13 protein-coding genes are annotated in these 16,513 nt (G+C 64.3%); 2 read left to right on the top strand and 11 right to left on the bottom strand.

Going from position 1 to position 16,513, the window contains the following annotated elements:
- Positions 1-10 precede the first annotated feature (10 nt).
- The 4 genes from hpnE to BJ122_RS02135 all read right to left on the bottom strand — a co-directional run bounded on the left by hpnE (position 11) and on the right by BJ122_RS02135 (position 3,418).
- Positions 11-1,258 (bottom strand): hydroxysqualene dehydroxylase HpnE, encoded by a 1,248-nt coding sequence (gene hpnE, locus BJ122_RS02150; protein WP_110779527.1) that lies wholly within the window; start codon positions 1,256-1,258, stop codon positions 11-13.
- A complete protein-coding gene (gene hpnD, locus BJ122_RS02145; protein ID WP_110779526.1) occupies positions 1,258-2,097 on the bottom strand; it encodes a presqualene diphosphate synthase HpnD in 840 nt (279 codons plus the stop codon). The genes hpnE and hpnD overlap by 1 nt, the downstream gene beginning before the upstream one ends.
- The gene (gene hpnC / locus BJ122_RS02140) at positions 2,094-2,993 is read right to left on the bottom strand and encodes a squalene synthase HpnC (RefSeq protein WP_245407577.1); all 900 of its coding nucleotides are present in this window, start codon (positions 2,991-2,993) and stop codon (positions 2,094-2,096) included. The genes hpnD and hpnC overlap by 4 nt, the downstream gene beginning before the upstream one ends.
- A gap of 179 nt (positions 2,994-3,172) precedes the next feature.
- The gene (locus BJ122_RS02135) at positions 3,173-3,418 is read right to left on the bottom strand and encodes a hypothetical protein (RefSeq protein WP_110779524.1); all 246 of its coding nucleotides are present in this window, start codon (positions 3,416-3,418) and stop codon (positions 3,173-3,175) included.
- 497 nt (positions 3,419-3,915) lie between these two features.
- On the opposite strand from BJ122_RS02135, the gene BJ122_RS02130 reads away from it, so the two are divergent.
- On the top strand, positions 3,916-4,416 hold the full coding sequence (locus BJ122_RS02130) for a hypothetical protein (protein WP_110779523.1): 501 nt from the start codon (positions 3,916-3,918) through the stop codon (positions 4,414-4,416).
- 260 nt (positions 4,417-4,676) lie between these two features.
- Positions 4,677-6,902 (top strand): alpha,alpha-trehalose-phosphate synthase (UDP-forming), encoded by a 2,226-nt coding sequence (locus BJ122_RS02125; protein ID WP_110779522.1) that lies wholly within the window; start codon positions 4,677-4,679, stop codon positions 6,900-6,902.
- A gap of 78 nt (positions 6,903-6,980) precedes the next feature.
- Here BJ122_RS02125 and BJ122_RS02120 read toward each other — a convergent pair whose 3' ends face one another.
- From BJ122_RS02120 to BJ122_RS02090, 7 genes are all read right to left on the bottom strand, one after another.
- Entirely contained in the window at positions 6,981-7,253 is a 273-nt protein-coding gene (locus BJ122_RS02120) for a hypothetical protein (RefSeq protein ID WP_110779521.1), read from the bottom strand.
- Positions 7,254-7,391: 138 nt separating this feature from the next.
- Complete coding sequence (locus tag BJ122_RS02115) at positions 7,392-9,764, bottom strand: efflux RND transporter permease subunit (RefSeq protein WP_110779520.1); 2,373 nt, start codon at positions 9,762-9,764, stop codon at positions 7,392-7,394.
- A gap of 194 nt (positions 9,765-9,958) precedes the next feature.
- Positions 9,959-10,762 (bottom strand): ethanolamine ammonia-lyase subunit EutC, encoded by an 804-nt coding sequence (gene eutC, locus BJ122_RS02110; RefSeq protein WP_110779519.1) that lies wholly within the window; start codon positions 10,760-10,762, stop codon positions 9,959-9,961.
- 7 nt (positions 10,763-10,769) lie between these two features.
- Complete coding sequence (locus BJ122_RS02105) at positions 10,770-12,356, bottom strand: B12-binding domain-containing radical SAM protein (RefSeq protein WP_110779518.1); 1,587 nt, start codon at positions 12,354-12,356, stop codon at positions 10,770-10,772.
- Positions 12,357-12,587: 231 nt separating this feature from the next.
- Positions 12,588-13,976 (bottom strand): ethanolamine ammonia-lyase subunit EutB, encoded by a 1,389-nt coding sequence (locus tag BJ122_RS02100; protein WP_110779517.1) that lies wholly within the window; start codon positions 13,974-13,976, stop codon positions 12,588-12,590.
- Between the two features lie 65 nt (positions 13,977-14,041).
- Positions 14,042-15,748, bottom strand: a complete 1,707-nt coding sequence (locus tag BJ122_RS02095) for a methyl-accepting chemotaxis protein (RefSeq protein WP_110779757.1) — start codon at positions 15,746-15,748, stop codon at positions 14,042-14,044.
- A gap of 60 nt (positions 15,749-15,808) precedes the next feature.
- Positions 15,809-16,264: a cache domain-containing protein gene (locus BJ122_RS02090; protein ID WP_110779756.1), complete on the bottom strand. Its 456-nt coding sequence runs from the start codon at positions 16,262-16,264 to the stop codon at positions 15,809-15,811.
- Positions 16,265-16,513 lie beyond the last annotated feature (249 nt).

Genomic DNA, 16,513 nt, shown 5'->3' with positions numbered 1-16,513 from the left:
AGCGGCGGCGTCAGCCCTGCCTCAAAACCAGATCGGCGGCGCGATTGCCGGACTGCACCGAGCCCTCGATGGTGGCCGGCAGCCCGGTGTCGGTCCAGTCGCCGGCCAGGAACAGGTTGTTCCAGGAGGTGACCGCGCCCGGCCGCAGCGCATTCTGCTGCGGCGTCGCCGCAAAGGTGGCGCGGCGCTCGCGCACGATCTGCCAGGGCGGCAGATTGGCGGTGATGCCGGTCAGCTTGCAGATGTCCTGCCAGACCTCGCGGGCGAGCTGCTCGCGCGGCATATCGACCAGCCGGTCGCCATTGCTGATGGTGACCGACAGCCGGTTCGGGAACGCGAACAGCCATTCGACCAGGCCGCCGACCACGCCGAGCAGCGCCGGCTGGCCGGGCGGCGGCACGTAGTTGAAATGAGCGTTGACGATGGCGCGGAACTGGCCCGGCGTCTTCAGGCCGGGCAGCAGCGACGCCGCCGGCCGCGGCGGCACCGCCAGGATCACCTTGTCCTCGGCGCCGAGCGTGATCACGTCATCGCCGAAATCGAGCGCGCTGATCCGATCGCCGGACATATTCAGCCGCCGCAATTCATGGCCGAACAGCACCTCGGCGCCCTGGGCGCGCAGCTTCTCGATCGCGGGCTCAACCAGCACCGCGCTCAGACCGTCGCGCGCGATCAGCGGCCGGCAGGCTTGGCCGCCAGCCAGCAGCGTCTTGCGCACCACGGCGCCCGCCAGCCCCGCCGAGCCTTCCGGCGGATCGACATTGAGCGCCGCCAGCAAGAGCGGCGCCACCAGCTTGCGGTACAGCGGGCCTTCGCAAGGAATGGCATCGCCGACCAGGCGGCTCGCCGGCGACCACACCAGCGGCGCCAGCGCCAGATAATCGCGGACGGTGGTGCCGGGCACGCGGCGCTCGGGATCGAGCACCCACAGCGGCAGCCGGCTATTGCCGAGCGACAGCGTCCAGCGCTGGCCGTCAGCGAGATCGGCAAAGTAGAACTCGGCGCTGTCCGGCCCGACCAGCCCGGCATCGGTGCCGATGCTGCGCGCATAATCGACCGCGGCTGAGTTGCCGGACAGCAGCAGATGGTTGCCGTTGTCGATGGTCAGCCCGGTCGCGGCGTCGAAATAGGACCGGCAGCGGCCACCGGCCTGCTGCATCGCCTCATGCACACGCACCTGGTAGCCGGCAGCGGCGAGCCGCACCGCGGCCGACAATCCGGAAATGCCCGCGCCGATGATATGAACGGTTTTTGACATCAGATGATCGCGTATTGCAGCAGGATCGCGATCCGCGATGCCTTGCCGAGCTTGACCGGCCGGCGCGGCTTTTCAAAACCGCGGGCGATCAAGAGTTGCAGGATGGAGTGATAATACTTGCCCATGATCCGCGGTGCGCGCACCACGCGGCGCGGGTTGCGGCTCATGATTTCGTCGGCGCGCGCGAAATGCTCGAGCGCCCGCTTCACCAGCGGCGCGCACACTTGCGGCAGCGCTGGGCTCGCCATCACCTCGCGCGGATCATGGCTGGTGATGCCGGCGGCGAGCAGCCCCTCGCGCGGCAGATAGAGCCGGCCGATGCCGGCGTCTTCATCGAGATCGCGCAAAATATTGGTGAGCTGCAGCGCGCGGCCGAGATGATACGCGAGATCGATGCCGTCCTGCTCCGGCAGGCCAAACACCCGCACCGACAGCCGGCCAACCGCGCTCGCCACCCGGTCGCAGTACAGATCGAGCGTCGGCTCATCGGGCGCGCGGATATCGGCCGGCACGTCCATTTCCATGCCGTCGATCACGTCCAGAAAATCCTGGCGCTTCAGGCCGAACTGCTGCAGCGAGGCGACATAGTCGCGCAGCCGCGGCGGCGGCGCGCCGCGATACAGCGCGTCGATATCGTCGCGCCATTGCTGCAGATCGGCGAGCTTCTGCGCGCGCGGCGCATCGGAATCGGCGATGTCATCGACAAAGCGGCAGAAGCTGTAGATCTGGAACATCGCCTCGCGCTGCGAGCGCGGCAGGATGCGCATCGCGGCGTAGAACGAGGAGCCGAGCGCGACGCCCTGATGCTCAGCCGGGGTGGCGGTGGATTGCTGGTTCATGCGCCGGTTGCCGGTTTGGAGGGCGAAGTCGCGGTGGTGGCGCGCCGCCAGATGCCGGTGGCGAGCGCACCAAGGCCGATGCCGGTCAGCTCCAGCTTGGTGAGGTGCACGCGCTCGCACAGCGGATCGCGCAGCTTGAGATAGCCGAGAATCCGGTGCGCATAGGCCTGGATGATGCCGATCTCGCACGCCAAGCGGCTATCGACCACCAGCGGCGCCAGCGCCTCGCTGTCGAGCAGCAGCGTTTCGCAGCGATCGGCGAGCCGATGCAGGCAGGTGAGCAGCGCCTCGGACGAGCGCGGCTGCGCGATCATGTCGATGGTGGCGCCGGTTTCGGCCATCGCGTCGGCCGGAATATAGACGCGGTCGAGCTTGCGGTAGTCCTTCGCGCAGTCCTGCAGGTGATTGATGATCTGCAGCGCGGCGCACAGCGCATCGGACGCCGCCCAGGTGCCAGGGCTTTCGCCATGGACGTCGAGCATGAAGCGCCCGACCGGCATCGCCGAATAGGAGCAATAGTGGATCAGTTCGTTCCAGTCGTTGTAGCGGCGCTTGATGACGTCCATCCGGAACGCGGTGATGACGTCGCGCGCGTGACGCGGCGACATGCCACGCGCCGCAAACGCCTCGCGCAGCGCCAGCGCTTCCGGCTGGCCGCCGCCGGTGCCGATCAGATCATTGTCGAGTTCATCGAGCAGCCGCAGCTTGGTGCCGTCATCAAGCTCGGCATGGTCGGCGATGTCGTCGGCCGTGCGCACGAAATTGTAATAGGCGAGAATCAGCCCGCGGTGCCGCGGGTGGATGATCCACGACGCCACCGGGAAATTCTCGTCCTTGTGAGTCTTGCCGGAGCGCAGGGCGCTCGCCTTCGTCGCCTGGTCTGAAAACTGGGTCACTTGCTCGGTTCGGATCATTGCCAATAGAACGCGCGCCCCAGCGCTCCCCGAACAACCGGGGAGTGATGGAACGCGACGCCATATACGGGAATTTTGCCGGCTAAACCAACCTTATCTCGGTTGAGCCGCCTGCCCGGCCCGGACGTGCGGCTCAAAGCCGCCCCGCCGGGCGCGCTGGCTCACTGGCCGTGGCTGAGCAACACCTGGTTGCAGGCCTTGCTGATCTTCTGCCGGTTCTGCTGCAGGCAGGCCAGGATTACGAGGTCGCCCTGGTCCATCAGCGGACGGCAGAACCGCGATACGTCGCGCGCGCAGGCTTCCTGTTCCTGCTTGGTGCCGCTGCGCTGCGGCTCGTATTGCTGCGCCAGGGCGGAGGTGGACAGGGTGACTGACGCCAACAAGACGGCAACGACAACTTTCGGCATTGGCTTCCTTTTCTTCAATGACGGCGACACACACGAATCCCGGAACGCAAACCCGTAGCGACAGCCGCGGCGTCCGTCCATCGCTAGCCGCGCGATGAACAGCATTCGGGACACCCGTCGCAGCAACTGCGACGGGTCGGCCACAATGGGACACGCCGCGCTCCGGCTGGACGCCTGCCGACCGGCCGCACCCGCAGATACCGGAGCAAATGCGGCCAAAATTGCGGCACTTTGCTTGCCTAAAGGCTTTTTGCATGACCGTGTCGATCTTGCATCGTTTCGGTGCCCTCAGCGCTCAAAACACCCGCGGGGCACAGAATCCTGCCCGATGCGTTATCCCGTTCGTCACCATTTTGTGTCAAAGTTCCAACCGTGTTCCATCTGCTTCGCCAATCCGCTCTCTCACCCCAATTGGGTTGAACCGATCCAGGACCGAGGAGACTAACCGTCGGCTTTGGCGATCCCGTCAGGACGGATAATTCCAGAGGTATCGAGATATGAGACTGCTTCGCGCCCGCCTCTCCATGCCCGCCTTGCAGGCGGCCACACTCGCCGCCGCACTGACGCTGACCGCCACCTTTGGTCACGCGCAATCGGGACCGTTTGCGGGGTTTGAAGGAGCTTGGTCGGGGACCGGCACCGTGGCGCTGTCCGATGGCACCAAGGAGCGGATTCGCTGTCGCGCTACCTATCGCGTGCAGTCCGGTGGCCAGGAGCTGCATCAGACGCTGCGCTGCGCCAGCGACAGCTACAAATTCGATCTCAACAGCAATGTGATCAGCCAGGGCAGCGCGATTTCCGGCACCTGGAGCGAAAGCAGCCGCAACATCAACGGTAATCTGCAAGGCCGCGCCGGAGGTGGCCAGATCGACGTGTTCGTCGAAGCCGCGGGCTTTGCCGCCAGTCTGACGCTGGTGACGCGCGGTAACAAGCAGTCGGTGTCGATCAGCTCCAAGGGCGAAATCCAGGGCGTCAACATCTCGATGTCGCGCAGCTAAGCGCGCTGCACGCCGCACTGCTATCCGTTGACGTCTGATCAGCACGCGCCGGCTTGACGCTCAGACCAACTACACGAGCTTGATCCTGCAAATCCCCCGCGCCCTGGTCGCGGGGGATTTTTGTTTGGCGCGTTTGTCTCGCACTTCAGCGATTCGCGCCTCGCTTGTTTCGGACGGATCGGCGCCAACAGCGCAACATGATCAAGTCACATTTCAGCCGCAAACAACTCACGACGTCCACAGTGAGTGAGCCCCGCGGCATGCAGCGTAGCCTGAAGCGAATATTGCAGTTCATTGGAGTGGGGCTGCTTGCAGCATTCGCTTTGGCGCTTGCCATTGCGCCGGTTTCTAATTCGCTTGTAGATCAGTGGTTCCGCGCCGACGTCGAGGCCCGCTCTCGCCTGGTTTACAACGCCGTCAAGATGCCGATCGTGCGCGCACTCTCCGATCGTGATTTCGATCGGTTGTCGGGGATCTTTGACAGCGTGGCGCTCGATCCGCGCATTCTCGCGGTCGGTCTGTGCGACGACACCGGCAAGCTGACGCGGCCAACCAAGCTGATGCCAGCCAATTTCTCATGCGACAAAGTGGCACGCTCGGAAGGCGTTAGCTTTTCCACCATCATCAACGACGGCATGCACATCATGGTCGGGACATTCCCGATCACTGAGCGCAATCAGAAGTCCTACTTCGTCATCCTGCACGATCTGACCTTCATCGATACGCGGTCGGACGAAGCCCGCGCCATGCTCGTCGCCGTTCTGCTCGCGGTAGCCGCTGTTCTGCTGATCACCTCCGCCGTGGTGTTCGCGCTCGCGCTGCGCAGCTGGATGAATTCACTGCGCAAAGCAGTCGAAGAAATTCTGCCGGGCTCGGCCCGCATGGCCGGCAAGCGCGATACCGCGTCGGTCGATGATGAAATCAAGCGCATGCTGCGCGCCGTGGAGCGCGGCCGCGAAACGATCAGGTCCGCCGAGGTCGATTGGAATCCGGATACGCTGCAGCGGCTGCTGGTCGAGATGATGCCGGATGCCGAAGTGCTGATCGTATCGAACCGCGAGCCTTACATCCACAACCGCGCGCCGGACAGCAACAAAATCGAAGTCCAAATTCCGGCGAGCGGTTTGGTGGCCGCGCTGGAGCCGGTGATCCGCGCCTGCGGCGGCACCTGGATCGCGCATGGCAGCGGCTCCGCCGACCGCGAGACCGTCGATGCCAACGACCGCCTGCCCGTGCCGCCCGACAACCCCTCTTATGTGTTGCGTCGGATCTGGGTCAGCGATGAGGAGCAGGACGGCTTCTATTATGGCCTTGCCAATGAGGGCCTGTGGCCGCTGTGCCATATCGCCTTTGTCAGGCCGCTGTTCCGCGAAAGCGACTGGCACTATTACCGCGCGATCAACGAACGCTTTGCCGAAGCGGTGGTGCATGAGGCCAAGACCGACGATCCGGTGGTGCTGGTGCAGGACTATCACTTCGCGCTGGCGCCGCGCATGATCAGGCAGCGCCTGCCCAAGGCCACCATCATTTCGTTCTGGCACATCCCCTGGCCCAATGCCGAGACCTTCGGCATCTGCCCGTGGAAGGAAGAGATCATCGACGGTCTGCTCGGCAGCACCATCGTCGGCTTCCACACCCAGTTCCATTGCAACAACTTCTTCGAAACGGTCGATCGTTTCATCGAAAGCCGGATCGACCGCGAGCACGCCACCGTGACGCTGCGCGGCGAGGAAACGCTGGTGCGCGCCTATCCGATTTCGATCGATTGGCCGCCCAAGGCGCTGGCGGGCCAGGCCCCGGTCGCGGAGTGCCGGGTCGCGGTCAGGCGAGCGCTGAAGCTCGCCGACGATATCAAGCTGGTGGTCGGCATCGAGCGCTTCGACTACACCAAGGGCATTCTCGATCGCATGAAGGCGCTCGACGATCTGTTGACCCGCGAACCGCAATGGAAGCACCGGCTGGTGTTCGTGCAGGTCGCGGCCCCGACGCGGTCGCGGCTGGAGAAATACAGCAAGCTGCAAGAAGAAGCGGTCGCGCTCTCTGACGACATCAATCAGCGGCACGGCGACGGCAGTTACAAGCCGATCCAGCTGATCGTGCGGCATCACGATCAGAAGGAGGTGTTCCGGCTGTTCCGGGCCGCCGATCTGTGCATCGTCAGCAGTTTGCATGACGGCATGAATCTCGTTGCCAAGGAATTCGTCGCCGCGCGCGAAGACGAGCGCGGCGTGCTGATCCTGAGCAGTTTTACCGGCGCGTCGCGCGAACTGTCCGAGGCGCTGATCGTCAATCCCTACAACACGCGCGAAATGTCGGAAGCACTCGGCACCGGGCTGCGGATGCCGGATCACGAGCAGCGGGCGCGCATGCGTTCGATGCGCCGCCAGGTGCGCGAATGGAACGTGTATCGCTGGGCCGGCCGCATGCTGATCGACGCGGCGGGTACCCGCCGCCGTCAACAGATCATCGATATCGCAAACGGCTGATACAGGCTGGGACGAGCACGTGGTCAGCGCCCGCTCCCGGCGCCAATGATCACTTCCGCCAGACGAGCAGTTGGACGATCACGCCCGCGGCTTGGCCGCGCGTAGCAAGGCTCGGGCCGCTTCGTGATCTCGGGCATTGGCGGCCGGCGCGAACAGCGCAAAGCTGTCGCCGATCCGGGCCGCGGCGCTGCCCTGCTCAATCATCCGCAGATTGTCCGGCAACAGGTCGGAACGAACGACCCAGGGGCTGACATCGTCCACCGGAGCGCCGCCGCGGTAATACGCGTCGGACGCAACCGGCAGAGCGAGTAGTGATAGTCCCACCAACAGCACGTATTTCGGATGCAACATAGGTTTCGCGCCTCCTTATGATTGAGGCAACGATGAGGCCGGCCTGTGAATAGAGCGTTGCCGGCGACGAGCTAGCGCTGGTCGTGGTTGGCGCTTCGTGAACGACGGCCGCGCGGCCAGTGCCGCGCTACCGCAGCACTACTCGGCCGGCTTGGCGCGGCGACGGGTCAGCCCGCGCAGCCGCTGCGACAGGTTGAGCAGGAACATCGCGGTCGGCCGCAGGATGAACAGGTCGGCGATCAGCGCCGCCACCATGGCAAAGGCGCTGAGCCAGCCGAACAGCCGCAGCGACGGCAGATCGGAAAACACCGTCACCACCAGGCCGCAGGCCAGCACCACCGTGGTCAGGATCAGCGCCGGACCGACCAGCACGGTGGCGCGTTCCACCGCATAGGCGGCATCGACCCCGGGGCGGTTCTCCAGCCGCAAGCGGTTGAGGAAGTGAATGGTGGCGCTGAGCCCGAGCCCGAACGACACCGTGAGCGCCACCACGCTGGCAAATTGCAGCCCCTCGCCGAGCGCCCATAGCACGGTGCCGGACAGCACCACCGGAAAGATGCCGGGCAGGATGCTGGCGAACAGCACCACGAACGACCGGAACGCCAGCCCCATGAACACCGCCACCAGCACGAATTCGATGGTCAGGCCGCGGTTCAGCTTGTCGATCATGCTGGCGCTGTTGCGCGCCGCGATCGCCGACAGTCCGGTGACCGCGATCTCATAGCCGGGGTGCTGGCGGCGCACGCCGTCGAGCGCGCCGTCGAGCTTTTCCACCACCGGCAAAATCTCGCTGGAGTCGAGATCGGGCACCCGCCCGGAAATCACCACCGCGGTCTGATCGGCGGAGATGAAGCGCCGCACCAGATGTTCGGGGATGACGTCGACATATTCCTTCAGGGTGGCGACGTCGGACGAGCCGGCCTTTTCCGCCAGCCAGCGCCGCAGCGTCTCCAGCGACCAGACATTGCCGACCCCGGCCTGCTTCTCGATCGTGGCATGGACGTCGGCGATGGTTTTCAGGGTCTCGTCGGAATAGAGCGACGCGCCTTGCGGGAACTCGATCAAAATATCGATCGGGTTGGCGCCGGTCAGCTTGGCGTCGAGCCGGCCGCTGGCCTCGACCGCCTGCTGCTTGTCCGGCACCTGATCGGCGAGACGGTAGCGCGGTTCAAGATTGGCGTAGATCACGCCCAACGTGCCGACGAATACCACCGCGATCAGGCTAAAGAGCCCGGGCCGGCCGACCATGCGCACCGCGATCCAATAACAGAACCGGCGCAGCGCATTGACGCCGGCATCCGCGGTCTTGAACTTGGCGGCGAACACTTGTTCGTTGCGCACCAGCAGCACGCCGAACACCGGCACCAGCGACAGCACCGCGATCAGCGCGATCACGGTGGCGACCAAACCGGCCTCGCCAAAGGCGCGGATCAGGTCGGAATTGGAGAATTGCAGCGCGATGAAGGAAATGCCGGCGGTGGCGTGGGTCAGCACGCAGGCCGGGCCGACCACCAGCACCGCATTCCGGAACGCCGAAAAACGGTCCTCGCCCGCCAATAGCCGGTCGCGCGCCGCAAAGGTCAGCTGCATCGAGTCGGCAAAGCTGATCACCATGATCAGCGGCGTCATCACGTTCAGGAACATGTTCAGGCTAAAACCGGCCCAGCCGAGCACGCCGAGCGACAACAGGATCGCAAGCAGCGGCGGGAACGCCGCCACCACCATGAACGACACCCGGCGGAAGAACACGATCGCGATGATGCAGCCGGCCAAAATACCGGCGATGTTGTAGATCAGGCCGTCGCGCTCGACCGCATTGCGGATTTCGAGCTGCATCACCGGCACGCCGGATAGCTGCTTGGATAGCCCGCTGCCGTCGAGATCATCATGCATGATCTTGCGGATCTCGCCGATCGTGTCTTTCAGCTTGTTGTTGCCGACGATCGAAGGCTCCAGCGACAGCACGATCAAGGCCAGCGTGTCGTCTTCCGATAGCAGCTTGCCGCGAATGATTTCGTTGGCCTTCACCGTTTCGATGAAGGCGTCGTAGTCGGCGCCCTCCGGCAGATCTGGCGGGAACAGCGCCGCCGGCAGCTTGCCGGGCGCCGGCGCCTGCCGCGCCGAGAACAGCGATATCAGACCGCGGGTACCATCGACCAATTGCAGGTCGGTGACCATGTCGCGCAGCTTTTCCAGATTGCCACGCTCCAGCAGATTTTTACCTTCGACCACCACCAGCACGTCGAATTCGGTGGCCGGGAAGCGCCGCGTCACCTCCTCATACTGCCGATACTCCTTGGTATCGGACCGGAACAGCTGGCTCAGCGAATCGTCGATCTTGATGAGCTGGATGCCGAAGATCGCCGCGATCACCATCGCGGCCAGCACGATGCAGGACAGGATCGGCGCCCGCACCGCGATCAGCCCGATCCGTTCGACGCCAAAGGCGATGCTGACCGGACGCCGCTGCAATTCGGTCATGTCGCTGTCATTCACGTTCCGATCGAGCATGAACAGTCCAGTTCTAGAGGATTGGCTGATTTACAGTCGATTCTCGGCACCAATACGACAGCGTCGAATCGCACGCGCGTGCGGCAAAGCATGAATCAGAAAATGGCGCTGCACGATCCTTATCAGCAGCGAATCCGCCGCCGCAAGCGACGCACAGACGCCATCCCCGGTGCGTTAGGACATGTTGCCGCGGGTCAGCCCGGCCGCGGCAGCGGGGCGGCGGCCGTATCAAACGACACACTTGGCGCAGCCTCGAGCAGGCTGTCGTCTTTGAGCGCGACGCCGGTCAATTGCCGGGCCAAAGCCTCGCGCACCAGCCAGGCAATGCGCTGCGCGGCCTGCTGGTCGCTCAAGCCGGCCGCGTGGATGTTGGAGACGCAATTGCGCTCGGCATCGGTGCGCCCCGGGCGCGGCCCATAGGTCAGATAGGCGCCGAGGCTGGCCGGCACCGACAGGCCAGGCCGTTCGCCGATCAGCACCACCACCAGCCTTGCGCCGAGCGCCGCGCCGATCTGATCGCCAAGTGCTACTCTGGCACCACACGCCACCACGGCAGGGCCGACCGTGAGCCCGGCAGCGGCGAGCCGCGGCAGCAGATCCGCCAGCACCGACGGCACGCGCTGCTGCACCGCCTGCGGCGACAGCCCATCGGCCACCACCAGCACCACGTCGGCGCCCTGCCCGGCACAGTCTTGCAGCCCTGGCAGCGCCTGCGGATCAAGCTGCCGGCCAAGATCGGGGCGGACCAGATAGTCATGGCGATCGCGGACGCGGCTGCGCACGCAATCGACCCGCAGGCCGAGTTCGCCGAGCTGGGCCGCCAGCGCCACTTCATCGAACGGTGCGTGCACCGCGTCGCGGGCGCGGGCATGGTCGAGCGCAAAGCCGAGCCACGCCGCGGTCGGCACACTGGCACCGCTGCGGCCAAGGCCGACCCGCGCCGGCGTCAGCCGTTGCAGATCGCGCAGCGTCGTGATCGCGGGCGGGGTTTCCGTCATGACCTGCTCACTCCGCGGCCATCTGCGGCTCGCGCTGCCGCAGCGAATAATTCGAGGCATTGGCCTGGCCGGCGCAGGCGCGCTGCGCATAACGGATCAAATGATGGGCAACCAGCATCGAACTGATCAGATACTCGATCTCGCCGCGGCGCAATCGCCGCCAGGCATAGTCCCAGAACGCGCGGCGATAATCGCCGCGCACCCCGATCTGCCACAGAATGTTGCGCAGCATGGTCATGCCGCGCCTGATATTGGCCTTGGAGGCGCGCTGCGGCGTCGCCGGCACCGCGCGCCGGTTGATATAAGTATGCGTGATCTGGTGCTCGAACCGCGCCAGCAACCTCTCTGGCCGATAGGCCTCGGCCATGCACATCCGCCACATCATCACCACGTCGTCATAGGGCCGCAGGAATTTGACGTTGGATTCGCGGCTCTCATCGTGCAGCAGCCGGTTCTCGCGCGAAAGCCGATCCCACAGCGGCGTTTTCGGCAGCGCCTGCAGCAGATTGATGGTGAGCAGCGGGATTTGCGACTGTTCGATGAAGGTCAAGAGATTGCGGCCGGTGTTGGGCGTATCGGTATCAAGGCCGAGAATGATGCCGGACACCACCTCGATGCCGTAGCTATTGACGGTGGTGATCGCCTCCAGGATCGGGACCATCATGTTGTGGTCCTTGTGCATGGCGTGCAGCGCTTCCGGCTCGGGCGTTTCGATGCCGCAAAACACCGTGGTGAAATAGGCCTCACGCATCAGCGTCAGAATTTCCGGGCGCTTGGCGATGTTGAGCGTCGCCTCACAGGCCAGCTGAATTGCAAAGCCGGTGCGCTGCTGCCATTCGACCAGATGCGGCAGCAATTCCAGCGTCGCCTTGCGGTTACCGATGAAATTGTCATCGACGAAGTAGACCGAACCGCGGATGCCGCAGGCCAGCATCTGGTCGAGTTCAGCAATGATCTGTTCCGGCGTTTTCAGCCGCGGATTGCGGCCATACAGCCCCGGAATGTCGCAGAATTCGCATTGATAGGGGCAGCCGCTGGAATATTGCACGCTGCCGAGAAAATAACGGCCGCAATCGGCCAGCTCATAGGCCGGGATCGGAAACAGCGTCATGTCGAGCCGGTCCTCGGTGGTCAGCACCACCTGCCGGCGCCGGCGTGACGGGTCCTGCGCCAGCCGGCGGATGAGATCGTCGGTGGCGTCGCCGAGTTCGCCGATGTGCAGATAATCGAACATCGGATAGTGATCGGGACAGGCGCTGACCGAGGGACCGCCGAGCACGGCGGTGCGGCCCGCCTGATGGGCGCGCTGGCAGATATCGATGATCTGATGCTGCTGGATGTGCATACCGCTGACGAACACGGCATCAGCCCAGGCCATTTCTTCCGCCGTCGCCGGCCGGATGTTCTCGTCAACAAAGCGGACGTCCCAGTTCTCGGGCAGATAGGCCGCAATCAGCAAAATGCCCTGCGGCGGCATGAAGGCCTGCACGCCGTCGGTCAGCGGATAAGCGTACTCGAAGGTGCCGAACGAGGATGTGTAGCGCGGAAACACGCAGAGGATGCGCCGGGCCGTCAGCCCGCCTTCAGCTCTCATCGCAGTACCTCCCCAGTCCCAACGATCGCTGGCGGCTCTGCGTTCCAACCCCCAACCGAGCAGCGTGGGATTGCGGCGGCAGACGCCCAGAACAGTAATCCGAGCGGCGCCGGACCGTTCCCCGCTTTGCACCCGGCAAACCGGCAGCGATCAACATCCGCAGCCTAAGCCCGGCGCAGATTTCTTCAAGATTGTCAGGCAATGTTATGGCGCGACATGACGCCGTCGCCGTCAGCGCAGGGCGAGCAGCCGCGATGCAAACTCAGGCAGCGCCTGATCGTGGCTGGTGAGCCGCCAATCATCACTGACGATCCCGTTGTGCCGCAGCCAGGTTTCGAATTCGGGCGCACGCGGCAGGCCCAGCAGCGCGCGCACATAGAGCGCGTCGTGGAATGAGGTCGATTGGTAGTTCAGCATCACGTCATCGGCGCCCGGTACGCCCATGATGAAAGTGACGCCGGCCGCAGCCAGACAGGTGAGCAGCACGTCCATGTCGTCCTGATCGGCCTCGGCGTGATTGGTGTAGCAGATATCGACGCCGTGCGGCAGGCCGAGCAGTTTTCCGCAAAAATGATCCTCCAGCCCGGCGCGGATGATCTGCTTGCCATCGGCAAGATACTCCGGACCGATGAAGCCGACCACGCTGTTGACCAGCAGCGGCGCATACGCCCGCGCCACCGCATAGGCCCGTGCTTCGCAGGTCTGCTGATCAACGCCATGATGGGCGTCCGCCGACAGTGCCGAGCCCTGCCCGGTCTCGAAATACATGACATTGTCGCCGACCGTGCCGCGCCCTAGCGACAGGCCGGCGTCATGCGCCTCGCGCAGCAGCGCCAGATCGATGCCAAAACTGCGATTGCCGGCCTCGGTGCCGGCGATCGACTGAAACAGCAGATCGACCGGCAGCCCCTGCTCGATCAGCGAAAGCGTGGTGGTGACATGGGTCAGCACGCAGCCCTGGGTCGGGATCTGCCAGCGTGTGATCAGCTCATCGAGCAGCGTCAGCAGCCGGCCGATCGTTGCCGGATCATCGCTGGCCGGGTTGATGCCGATGCAGGCATCGCCGCAGCCGAGCAGCAGTCCATCAACAATCGAGGCGGTAATGGCGCGCTCGTCATCAAACGGATGGTTGGGCTGCAGCCGCACGCTGAACCGGCCCGGCAACCCGATGGTGTTGCGCAAGCGCGTGGTGACGTTGATTTTCTTTGCGACCAGGATCAGGTCCTGATTGCGCATCAGCTTGCTGACCGCGGCCACCATTTCTGGCGTCAAACCCGGGGCGAGTTGCGCCAAATGCTGCGCCGTGGCCTGATCGGACAACAGCCAATCGCGAAATTCGCCAACGGTGAGCGAGGCGACCTGAGCGAACGCTGCCGCGTCATGGCTATCGACGATCAGCCGCGTGACCTCATCGCTCTCATAGGGGATCACGGTTTCGTTCAGGAATTGCCGGAGCGGCAGCTCGGCGAGCGCCATCTTGGCCGCCACCATCTGCTCGGTGCTGTCAGCGGCAATGCCAGCGAGCTGATCGCCGGAGCGCAGCGGCGATGCCTTGGCCAGCAGCTCGCGCAGATCCGCGAACACGTAAGACACTTGGCCGACGCTGTGACGATAGACCATGACCGCCCCGCCCCTGCAGCGCCGCTGCCGGCGCCTTGCGGATCATGGTAGCAAAGGACGTGCCGTTAGGCGACCCGCACGGTGTGCAGGAACTTGTTCACTTCCTCGCTGAGCCGCTGGTTCTCGCGCGACAACAGTTGCGCTGAGGTCAGCACCTGGGTCGAGGCCGCGCCGATCTCGGTGGCACCGCGCGACACATCGCCGATATTGTTGGCGACCTGGCTGGTGCCGATCGCGGCCTGCTGCACATTGACGGCAATGTCGCGGGTCGCGCCGCCCTGGGTCTCGATCGCGCCGGAGATGCGCTCGGCAATGCCCGCCACCCGGCGGATGGTGTCGCCGATCTCCTTGATGGCGCGCACCGACTCCTGGGTCTCGGCCTGAATGCCGGCGATCTGCGAGCTGATTTCGTCGGTGGCCTGCGAGGTCTGCGCCGCCAGTGCCTTTACTTCCTGCGCCACCACAGCGAAGCCGCGCCCGGCCTCGCCGGCACGCGCGGATTCGATGGTGGCGTTCAGCGCCAGCAAATTGGTCTGCGCCGCGATCTTGGCGATGATCTCGGTGACGTCGCCGATCCGGTTGGCGGCATCCGCCAGCTTGGCAATGCGCGCGTCAGTCTTCTCGGTCTGCTCGACGGCCTCCAGCGTGATCTTGGCTGACAACTGCACCTGGGTGCCGATCTCGTTGACGGAAGCCGCGACCTGCTCGGTGGCATCGGCCACGGTCTGGACATTGCCGGAGGTTTCCTCGGACGCCGAGGTAACCATGGTACTCAGCTTCTGGGTGGCATCGCTACTATTGGCGAGCAGCTTGGCCGATTCCTCCAGTTCGCGCGACGCCGAGCCCACCGTCTCGATGATCTTGCCGACCGCCGCCTGAAAGCTGTCGGCGAGCTGATGCAGCTCGGCGCGCCGCGCCTGCGCCGCCTCGCGGCTTTTCTGCTCGCGCTCGGCGACATCGCGCTCGGCCTTGGCCTGGGCCTGCACTTTGAACTCCTCGACGGCCTTGGCCATCTGGCCAACCTCGTCGCGGCGGCCAAGCCCGGGCAGCCGCACGTCGAAATTGCCGGCGGCGAGTTCTCGCATCGCCCGCGACATCGCCACCACCGGCCGCGAGATATCGCGGCCGACCACGAACGACACCAGGACGCCCATCATTGCGACCACGATCAACAGCACAAGCAGCACCGATTGCTGCTCCGACAACTTCACGTTGGAGCGCGCGATCGCCTGATCGCGGGCCTCGCCGCTGATCAGCAACACTTCGTCGGTCAGCTTATCGATCTCGCCAAAATGGCGCTCGGCGTTTCGGATGAACAGCATCGCCGAGCCGGGATCGCCGTCCGCCATCTCGATCGCGCTTTTCGACTGCTTCATATATCCGGCAACGCCGGCCTTGAGCTTGGCGAGCAGCGCCGGCTTCACGGTGGAGGGATCGGCGGCGGCTTCGATCACCTGCAGCGCGACCGGAATCTTCGCGGACGCGGCGGTGGCGTCATTCATCCCGGCTTTGATTTTCTTATCATCAGTCTCATTGGCGGCCATCGCCGCCAACCGATACAGCTTGGCGTGCGCCTTCCACAGCGTGGAGTCGAGTTCGGCAACCAGCTGCGTTTGCCGGATCGGGCCGTTAATCAACGCCTCGGCATCGGCCATGTTGGTGCGCAGATTATATAGCGTGTAGACGCCGACGCCGACCAGCGCGCCGATCAAAACCGTCGGCGCGAACTGCACCTTCCATGGCAGCTTGAGGTTTTTCACCCAGCCGAACATGTTCATCACCCTGCAGTTTTCGGAAGACGTCGGCGACGGACCAAACGGCCCTGCGGCGCGCTACTTGTAAACGCCAGCACACACCGCGCTGTTGTCGAGGCGCTCGCAATACATCTGCTTCGGCTCGACCTTCTTGCTGACCGGGTTGACGAATTTGTAATCCTGCCAGAACGACGGCTGTTTGGCGGCGAGTTCAACACGCTCCTTGACATAGAGCTTGCCGTCGACGTCCTGCGCCTCGATCATATCCTTGCCGACAAACTTCTCATTGGCACCGTGGGCCAGCACCTTGCCGTCGAGCTGATAGACAACGACATAGAGATCGCGATCAATGAACTGACCGGCTCTGTTGCTGATCTCGGGATAAGCCTTGTCCGGCCCCTGCTCCTTGATGAACACCACCGCCTTTTTCACCATCGCCACGGCGTCATCTTTACTGGCACCGTCGCCAGCATATGCCGGCCCGGCCACAGCCAGCGCGGCCACCGCGGCGAATGAAGTCAAGGTCGAACGCATCATAACGGGAGCTCCTCGGAAAATGCAGCACCTAACTGCTGGTTGAACGCAGAGTGACCATATATTCTTCAACCATCAGTTAAATGACGTACCTCGCATAACTACTAGTCCGGGAGATGCGCACCGCGATCACTGCAATTGACTAATCGCCGACTAGTCGTCGCTCGCTGGCACGGGTGTTATGAGCGCAACTGCTAACTGCGTTTCCAGTGCAGCGACCGCCCCTAACCGCACCACTGTCAAATTTCA

It is taken from the genome of Rhodopseudomonas faecalis (assembly GCF_003217325.1).
In the GTDB taxonomy this organism is placed as follows: domain Bacteria; phylum Pseudomonadota; class Alphaproteobacteria; order Rhizobiales; family Xanthobacteraceae; genus Rhodopseudomonas; species Rhodopseudomonas faecalis.
The sequence above is the reverse complement of the archived record's forward strand: the minus strand, read 5'-3'. Positions and strand labels throughout refer to the sequence as shown.

Excerpts from the sequence above, each read along its gene's own strand:
- hpnE (WP_110779527.1), bottom strand. The coding sequence starts at position 1,258 with ATGTCAAAAACCGTTCATATCATCGGCGCGGGCATTTCCGGATTGTCG.
- hpnD (WP_110779526.1), bottom strand. The coding sequence starts at position 2,097 with ATGAACCAGCAATCCACCGCCACCCCGGCTGAGCATCAGGGCGTCGCG.
- BJ122_RS02135 (WP_110779524.1), bottom strand. The coding sequence starts at position 3,418 with ATGCCGAAAGTTGTCGTTGCCGTCTTGTTGGCGTCAGTCACCCTGTCC.
- BJ122_RS02130 (WP_110779523.1), top strand. The coding sequence starts at position 3,916 with ATGAGACTGCTTCGCGCCCGCCTCTCCATGCCCGCCTTGCAGGCGGCC.
- BJ122_RS02125 (WP_110779522.1), top strand. The coding sequence starts at position 4,677 with ATGCAGCGTAGCCTGAAGCGAATATTGCAGTTCATTGGAGTGGGGCTG.
- BJ122_RS02120 (WP_110779521.1), bottom strand. The coding sequence starts at position 7,253 with ATGTTGCATCCGAAATACGTGCTGTTGGTGGGACTATCACTACTCGCT.
- BJ122_RS02115 (WP_110779520.1), bottom strand. The coding sequence starts at position 9,764 with ATGCTCGATCGGAACGTGAATGACAGCGACATGACCGAATTGCAGCGG.
- eutC (WP_110779519.1), bottom strand. The coding sequence starts at position 10,762 with ATGACGGAAACCCCGCCCGCGATCACGACGCTGCGCGATCTGCAACGG.
- BJ122_RS02105 (WP_110779518.1), bottom strand. The coding sequence starts at position 12,356 with ATGAGAGCTGAAGGCGGGCTGACGGCCCGGCGCATCCTCTGCGTGTTT.
- BJ122_RS02100 (WP_110779517.1), bottom strand. The coding sequence starts at position 13,976 with ATGGTCTATCGTCACAGCGTCGGCCAAGTGTCTTACGTGTTCGCGGAT.
- BJ122_RS02095 (WP_110779757.1), bottom strand. The coding sequence starts at position 15,748 with ATGTTCGGCTGGGTGAAAAACCTCAAGCTGCCATGGAAGGTGCAGTTC.
- BJ122_RS02090 (WP_110779756.1), bottom strand. The coding sequence starts at position 16,264 with ATGCGTTCGACCTTGACTTCATTCGCCGCGGTGGCCGCGCTGGCTGTG.